The 6,630-nt window shown below is 58.4% G+C and carries 7 protein-coding genes; 2 read left to right on the top strand and 5 right to left on the bottom strand.

Annotation, left to right across the window (positions count from 1 at the left end):
- Window positions 1–12 precede the first annotated feature (12 nt).
- Window positions 13–999 carry a hypothetical protein gene (locus NW840_RS01540; RefSeq protein WP_414341978.1) on the bottom strand — a complete coding sequence of 329 codons (987 nt, stop codon included), beginning with the start codon at window positions 997–999 and terminating at the stop codon, window positions 13–15.
- A 169-nt stretch (window positions 1,000–1,168) separates the two neighbouring features.
- Between NW840_RS01540 and NW840_RS01535 the strand changes: the two genes are divergently transcribed.
- The gene (locus NW840_RS01535; protein WP_414341975.1) at window positions 1,169–2,620 is read left to right on the top strand and encodes a BCD family MFS transporter; all 1,452 of its coding nucleotides are present in this window, start codon (window positions 1,169–1,171) and stop codon (window positions 2,618–2,620) included.
- Here NW840_RS01535 and NW840_RS01530 read toward each other — a convergent pair.
- The 4 genes from NW840_RS01530 to NW840_RS01515 all read right to left on the bottom strand — a co-directional run bounded on the left by NW840_RS01530 (window position 2,617) and on the right by NW840_RS01515 (window position 5,338).
- Window positions 2,617–2,970, bottom strand: coding sequence for a DUF6464 family protein (locus tag NW840_RS01530; protein ID WP_414341972.1), 354 nt, complete (start codon window positions 2,968–2,970; stop codon window positions 2,617–2,619). The genes NW840_RS01535 and NW840_RS01530 overlap by 4 nt on opposite strands.
- Window positions 2,971–3,237: 267 nt before the next feature.
- Entirely contained in the window at window positions 3,238–4,740 is a 1,503-nt protein-coding gene (locus NW840_RS01525; protein WP_414341969.1) for a DUF697 domain-containing protein, read from the bottom strand.
- 210 nt (window positions 4,741–4,950) lie between these two features.
- A complete protein-coding gene (locus tag NW840_RS01520) occupies window positions 4,951–5,130 on the bottom strand; it encodes a hypothetical protein (RefSeq protein WP_414341967.1) in 180 nt (59 codons plus the stop codon).
- Window positions 5,131–5,197: 67 nt separating this feature from the next.
- Window positions 5,198–5,338 (bottom strand): fasciclin domain-containing protein, encoded by a 141-nt coding sequence (locus tag NW840_RS01515; RefSeq protein WP_414341965.1) that lies wholly within the window; start codon window positions 5,336–5,338, stop codon window positions 5,198–5,200.
- A gap of 251 nt (window positions 5,339–5,589) precedes the next feature.
- On the opposite strand from NW840_RS01515, the gene NW840_RS01510 reads away from it, so the two are divergent.
- Complete coding sequence (locus tag NW840_RS01510) at window positions 5,590–6,621, top strand: RRXRR domain-containing protein (RefSeq protein ID WP_414341962.1); 1,032 nt, start codon at window positions 5,590–5,592, stop codon at window positions 6,619–6,621.
- The last annotated feature ends 9 nt before the right edge of the window (window positions 6,622–6,630 follow it).

Raw genomic sequence — 6,630 nt, 5'->3', positions numbered from 1 at the left:
ACAAACAGAATGCTATCGCTGCATAGTTGAACAGTGATGTTCAGCAGTGTTCAGCGTAAATGTATCAGGTACTTGGATCACCATCACCAGGTTCAGGGCTTCTTCTGCTACTTCCGCCGAATGGGGATCTCTGGGGGTTGGGTTGGCGGCTTGCTCGGCCCGAAAATCGCTGAGGCGCTGCCCGGTGAGGCTGGCCCGTTCACCGTTTTGATTGAAGAAAAGGCGCTGGCCCCAAATAGCCTCGCCCACCCTATCTTCGGTGCGGTTCTCGATCACCGTCATGCTGGTGCCCTCGCGGGTGGCCAAGATTGCCAGCACGGCTGGGTTGCCGGGATGGGATTGGTAGTTGAACAGCACCGGGTTGAATTGAGCGGATCCCCCGGCAGGGATAGGCAAAAAGGCGGCCTGGGCGCTCACCAACACATGGCTATCCCGTGGAGCCAGCAGGGAGTTCCGGTTGCCGGCCCAAGAGCCGGGATCATGTAAGTAGCGGCGCAGATTCCCCAGCAGCTCTCGCAACGACACTGGTTGCAGGGGTTTTCCTTTTTCGTTGCCCACCAGCACCTGCAGGCTGTCGAGGGGCAGGTCGGCAGACAGATCGGCAAAGTTGGGGTAGCGGATCACCGGCATCAAGCTCAGCTCGTAGCGGCCCGTTCTGGGGTTGAGCTGTTGTACCTGGATGGTCATGTCGCTGATGTTGGGGCCAAGGGCAGATCCCTTGTGGCGTCCGGTATCTTCCCAGGTGATGTTGACGATATCCAGCCCATACTGCTTTGCCAAGGCTCGCGCTTGCGGATCCCAGGTCATGGAGATCGTCTGGTCAATCACCTGCCTGTAGGCCAAGTACTCTGCCCACTCTGAAGGCGAGGGGGAAGAAAGGGACTGGTGGAGGGGAAAATCCATAGGGGTTGCCTGAGAAGTAGACACCATCGGCGGAGCGGCCAGGGAAATGCCCACCCAGCTCAGTGAACTCAGCAGCCAGGGGATGGGGGCGCGCATAGCAATATTCCTGAGGATTGGAAATTGGGGGACTATACCCTGACAATAGCTCCCAAAAGGGGAGAGGACGTGGCGGTTTCACTTTTGGCAACCCCATGCTTTTGCCGGGATCCCAGGCTGCCTGGGCTACGATAAAAGGCTGTAGCACCCTTTCGAATCATTCCAGATCATGGCCAATATCCGCCGGGATCCCGAGGTCAACGCTTCTGTAACTTCAACTTCTCCAGAGCCTCAGGCGCAGGTTCAGCCCTTGCCGCTGCATGTCATGTTCCGCCTGGGCCTGTTTCAAATGGGCTTGGGAATGATGTCGCTGCTCACTCTGGGAGTGCTGAACCGCGTCATGATCGACACGGATCTGCTGGCCATCCCGGCAACGGTGGTGGGGGGATCCCTAGCCATGCACCAGTTGGTCTCCCCGGCTCGGGTTTGGTTTGGGCAGCTCTCGGATGCCAAGCCCCTGTTTGGCCTGCATCGCACCGGCTATGTGCGCCTGGGATCAGTGCTATTTGCCGTTTGTATCTTCCTGGGGGTGCAGGTGGTGTGGGGTTTGGGGGAGAGCTTTGCGGCTACGGGCTGGTCTGGAGCCACCTATGGCTGGATAGGCTTGGCCTGTTTGATGTTTGCCCTTTATGGTCTCTGCCTCAGCGCCTGCTCCACACCTTTTGCGGCTTTGCTGGTGGATGTGTCAGACGAGGACAACCGCTCTAAGTTGGTGGGGATCGTCTGGTCCATGTTGATGGTGGGCATTGCTGGGGGGGCGATTGGCTCGGCAGTTCTGCTGCGGGGCTTGGATCCGGACAACCTGCAGAGCACCATTAATCGCCTCTTCATCATCATTCCAGCCGTGGTGATCCTGCTGGGGGTGGTTGCCACCTGGGGGGTGGAAAAGCGCTATTCCCGCTACGGATCCCGTTCCACCTTGGCCGGACGGGAAGACCAAATCACCCTGGGTACGGCCATCAAGGTGCTGACCGCCAGCCGCCAAACCCTGATCTTTTTCGGCTTCTTGGTGTTGATGACCATGGGCCTGTTTATCCAACAGCCGATCCTAGAACCCTACGGCGGCGAGGTGTTTGGCATGACGGTGGCCCAGAGCACCCAGCTCAATGCCTTTTGGAGCCTGGGTATTTTGGCAGGGATTGTGCTGACCGGATTTTTCATTGTGCCTAAGCTAGGCAAACAGACAACGGCTCGTCTGGGCTGTCTGCTGGTGGCCATCTCTTTTGGGCTGACCATTGCATCAGGGTTTACAGGCAATTCACGGCTGCTGCAGCTGTGCATGATCCTGTTTGGCTTGGCTTCTGGGATCACCACCAATGGCGCCATTACCCTCATGTTGGACTTGACGGCAGCGGAGACGGCAGGCACCTTTATCGGGGCTTGGGGTCTGGCCCAGGCCATGTCCCAGGCGGTTTCCACCTTACTTGGTGGGGCTTTGCTCGATCTGGGGCGCATTCTCTTCCCCACTTCTTCAGTGCTTGCCTATGCCACCGTCTTTGGGGTGGAGGCAGCGGTGATGTTGCTGGCCGTGTATTTGCTGGGACGGGTGAGCGTGGCCGAGTTTCGCGAAAAGACCAACCGTGCGCTGACCCAGGTGTTGGCTCTGGAGCTGGAGGGCTAGCAACGCGGGGCCGACTCGTAGTGGGGGCAGCCCTGACAGGGCCCGCTGGGGTTGACGGCGCAGCGCAGCAAGGGCGAGTGGGCATTGAACCGACAGGAGGGATCCCCCAGGCAATTCCCTGCTTCCTGCGGTGGGTTTACCGAACGCACCAAGGCGCGGATCCCACACAGGTGGTATTTGCCTTGCCGGAGTCGGTAGGAATGACGCTTTTCCAGAACTAGGTAGTGCTGCTCTGCCAGTTGGACGTAGGTGCCCGGATGGGGACTGCTCTCCCAAGGGCATTCTTCCACCACCTCTCCCGAATCCGCGTCGATCCACTGAATGGGCAAGGTCGGGTTGATGGAAGACATAAGGCGCAAACGGAGCCAGTTTAGGGCAGCAGACTACAAAATGATGGACTGGGCTTGACTTGTGATTAACAAATTGTGCAACTTTTTCCGGCAACGCTGAGTATGGCTGGTACAAATGTTCTCTCTTGTGTGACCTGGAGCCTGCTAATCTACAGAACTTCTACAAAGTTAAGTTAGAAAAAGCTGTACTCAGTGTAATGGATTTTCTGCGGCGGGCGGAGAACGGGATAGGTTGGGCCTGTGGCGGCGAAAAGACGGATGCTTGGACTAGCTGTTGGAATGGGCTTGGCGGGCCAGTTGGGTGAGAAAGGCCAGAGGATGACGGTTTTGGAGCTGCTGCCTAATCCGCTCTTGCAGGATTTCCTCTTGCCAGGGATCCCCAGAGGACAGCCACTCTAGGTAACTGAGCCCCGCCACCCGTGTCAGATAGGCCCCCGTCACTGCCTGCAGGGGGATCCCCATAACCATCAAGGGGCTGGCCTTGAGCAGAGAGCCCAAAGCCTGAGTAGCCAGCTCCAGCCCCCCCAGTTGCACCACCATTTGCGCCAAACTCTGGGCAATTTGCTGGGCCCGGCGCAAGGTAATGCGTCGGTCAAACACCTGGTGCAGTTCCCCAATCATGCGCGCCTGAATGGCTACTCCTGCCAGCACATCCAAAGCAGGAAGAGGGTTTGCCGCCAGGGCAGCAGCGGTGGCCCACTGCATCCGTTCCACGATCTGGCGACCCTGTTGGCGACGTTCTTCTTGGAGGGCCTGCTGGACGGCTTCGCTGAGAGTTCGGGTTTGCAACAAGGCATTGGCCAAGCGCAGGTGGGATCCCTTCTGCTGCAGCAGGTGAGCCATTTGTTGAATGAGGGCCTCTGTCTCGGGGGGCTGCGGCTCCCAAGTTTCCCACACAGAGCCATCTTCGGAGTAGTAGCGAACCTTGAGGGGCTCTGGATCAGCGGCGATGGCCACCACCTGTTCGGCAGGGATAACACCGGCGGTGCGTCGGCGCAAATGGGCCAAGATGGTCTCTACATCCTCCGGCAGCATCTGATCGGTTTTGTTGAGGGCCAGGATGGCGGATTTGCCCAGCCGGGCCAGCTCCAGCATTTCGGCATATTCCGAAGCCAGCAGATCCCCGGCCACCACCAAGATCAGCAGATCCGCCTTCTGGGCCAGGGCGCGGGCTTCCGCTTCACCTGCTCCCCCAATCGTCAGCAGCCCAGGTGTGTCGGTAAGGGAAATGGGGCCGTTCCAGCCCTCCAATTGGTAGGTGTGAATGGATCCCTGACGGGTGGTGCCCAGGGTGGGGGCTGTTTCGCCCACTGGTCGGCCCATCAAGGCATTGATCAACGAGGTCTTGCCGGCGGAACTGGTGCCGAACACCACCAGATGCAATTCCTCCTGGTTAAGCCGCTGATTGATCTCTTGCAGCTTGGCACGCAGGGCACGGCGACTGATGTCATTCTGCAGCTTCTGGATCAGGCGATCGGCATCTTCCAGATCGGCTTGCACCTGATTCCGAGTTAACTTAACCCGCCGCAGCGGTTGTGTCCGCTGGTTTGGAGTACTTTGCCGTCGGCCAGCCTGCTGCCACCAATGGCGCGCTGCCAGACCTGCTGCTGCTGTCCCTCCCAGGATCCCGGCCACTGCCAGATCCGCCAGCGGCAACGAATGGGGGGCGATAAAGCTATAGATCCCGCTAACCCATTGCAGATATTGGCTCAGGGCCGCCAAACCCAGCCCTGCCCACAACCACACCCAAGTGGAGCGCGACAGCACCATCCCAACCCACAGCCTGCCCAGATCTCCAGATCAAAAAGCCAAAATCGACCGGTCATCCCAGAGGACAGCCCCCGCTGTCAACTGAATCTGCAACCGCTTCTCCAGCATAGGGCTTGCTGTAGCTGAGCATACAATTTTGTCAAGAGTTTTGCTGGGGATCAGCCACCCGCAAGTAAAAGAGGAAGGGGAAGCAGGAAGTCAAAAGCGCCCTCAGCTCAACCGGCCCCATGAGCCAGGGATCCCCTCTCCCAAAATCGCCGGCGGCTCCAGCGGTGCCGGCAAAAACTCGCCCCCGCGATAATCCAACAGCTGTGCCAGCAGCAAGTAGCCCACCCCCAGAGCAATGGCCAGGATCCCTGTAACGATTGCTACCCACTTAGGCCGCTCCACGCTGAATCTCCCCAATAAAGTGCTGGATCTCGATGCTTCTATGATGCCCGAAGTGGTGGCCCAATGCCTAACGCGGTGGGATCAAGACGGCGTCGATGACGTGGATGATGCCGTTGGCAGCTCGAATATCGGCGGTCAAAAGCCTTTCTCTCACGGGTGGCCCTAGAGTAGAGCAGAGAGCACCTTGGCGCAGAAACAGCTGCCGCAAAGTTCGGTATCCTGGGGCTGTGATTGCTGGAGAGGAGAAAGGCCGTCAAGTACCCCCATTCTTAGCTGAGGGCTTGTGGGAGTAGGGCCTAGCCAGCCTGAAACCCCAAGGGCAAGGAAAGACTAGCCTGCCCAAGCAACCCAGTCATGGGGGGCGTTTGAAGGAGACTGAGCCGACTGGGCGTGGCAGCCCAAAGTACGTAGCGAATGCTTCCCTAGTTTGCTACCTCTACGTCGGCCAGGGGCGAAGGGATGTACATACTCCGCAAGGAGACTTACCGCATGTTCGTGCCCGTCGTAGACCACAACCAAAACCCCCTCATGCCGACCACTCCCAGCCGGGCGAGGCGGTGGGTTAAATCCGGCAAGGCTACTCCCTTTTGGAAGAGAGGGGTGTTTTGTGTTCGTCTCAACGGGGAACCTTCTGACCGGCAAACCCAACCCATAGCCGTCGGTATTGACCCAGGAAGCAAGAAAGAAGGGTGGTCGGTCAAATCAGCCGCACACACCTACCTCAACATCCAAGCGGACGCGGTTAATTGGGTGAAGGAGCATGTTGAGCAGCGTCGAAACATGCGTCGGTTGAGGCGGTATCGCCAAACGCCCTGTCGGCAACCGAGAGCGAACCGGGCTAGAGGCGGATTGCCCCCTTCCACCAAGGCTCGGTGGCAGTGGAAGCTCTGTCTTGCCAGGTGGCTGAGCAAGTTGTTTCCCATATCCGTATTTGTGGTGGAGGACATTAAGGCGAAGACCTCAGGCCAGCGTCGCTGGGACGTGTCTTTCTCCCCCCTAGAGGTGGGTAAGCAGTGGTTTTATCAACAACTAGCGGGCTTGGGGCAAGTGTTGATCCGCTCAGGGTGGGAAACCCAGCAGATGCGGGACGCCCTTGGGCTGAAGAAAACCAACAAAAAGACAGCCGAGGTCTTTGAGGCTCACTGCGTGGATGCGTGGGTGTTGGCTAACTCCGTAACCGGTGGGCACCTGCAACCTGACAACCGGCAGATGCTCATAGTAGTTCCTCTACGGTTTCATCGTCGTCAACTGCATCGTTTGCAACCGGCCAAAGGTGGGAAAAGACTGCCCTACGGGGGGACTATCAGTCTGGGTTTGAAGCGCGGCAGTTTGGTGCGTCATCCCAGGTGGGGGCTCACTTTTGTGGGTGGCAGTTCTGGGGGGAGGTTAAGTTTGCATTGCTTACGGAGCGGGAAGAGGTTGACGCAGAGCGCCAAAAGAGAGGATGTGCGGTACTTATGCTTTTGTTCCTGGAGGTTTTATGGAGAGTAAAGCCGCCCT

The sequence above is a fragment of the Synechococcus sp. R5-13 genome (assembly GCF_047462015.1).
In the GTDB taxonomy this organism is placed as follows: domain Bacteria; phylum Cyanobacteriota; class Cyanobacteriia; order Thermostichales; family Thermostichaceae; genus Thermostichus.
The sequence above is the reverse complement of the archived record's forward strand: the minus strand, read 5'-3'. Positions and strand labels throughout refer to the sequence as shown.

Coding starts and splice junctions, on each gene's coding strand:
- NW840_RS01540 (WP_414341978.1), bottom strand. CDS start 999: ATGCGCGCCCCCATCCCCTGGCTGCTGAGTTCACTGAGCTGGGTGGGC.
- NW840_RS01535 (WP_414341975.1), top strand. CDS start 1,169: ATGGCCAATATCCGCCGGGATCCCGAGGTCAACGCTTCTGTAACTTCA.
- NW840_RS01530 (WP_414341972.1), bottom strand. CDS start 2,970: ATGTCTTCCATCAACCCGACCTTGCCCATTCAGTGGATCGACGCGGAT.
- NW840_RS01525 (WP_414341969.1), bottom strand. CDS start 4,740: ATGGTGCTGTCGCGCTCCACTTGGGTGTGGTTGTGGGCAGGGCTGGGT.
- NW840_RS01510 (WP_414341962.1), top strand. CDS start 5,590: ATGTACATACTCCGCAAGGAGACTTACCGCATGTTCGTGCCCGTCGTA.